We start from the raw sequence: 286 nt of genomic DNA, 5'->3' as shown, positions 1-286 counted from the left end.
CGGGAGGGTGAAGGAGAAGGCGAGAACGCCCAGGAGCCCCCACCACAGGCCGGCGCGCGTCGATAGCACTGTCGATCGCGAGGCGATAACGCTACTGTCTACTTTCATGAGTCAGGATAGCAGTGACCGCATCGTCGCCGGCGTGCGCGCGTGGATCGCCTCGGCGTCGCCCGGTGCACGGGTGCCATCGAACCGGGCCCTCATGGCCGAGTACGGGGCGAGCCCGGTGACGGTGCAGAAGGCGATGCAGCAGCTCGTCCGACTCGGCCTGGTCGAGTCGCGACCC

The 286-nt window shown here is 68.2% G+C and carries 1 protein-coding gene; it reads left to right on the top strand.

Annotation, left to right across the window (positions count from 1 at the left end; translation table 11 throughout):
• Positions 1-106 precede the first annotated feature (106 nt).
• Positions 107-286, top strand: a 180-nt coding sequence (locus tag DSP71_RS09125) for a GntR family transcriptional regulator (protein ID WP_113680942.1), incomplete at its 3' end; no start/stop codon positions are given.

Source organism: Microbacterium sp. H6 (assembly GCF_003314775.1).
In the GTDB taxonomy this organism is placed as follows: Bacteria; Actinomycetota; Actinomycetes; order Actinomycetales; family Microbacteriaceae; genus Microbacterium; species Microbacterium oxydans.
Note: the sequence above shows the minus strand (reverse complement) of the source record. Positions and strands in the feature narration are given on the sequence as shown.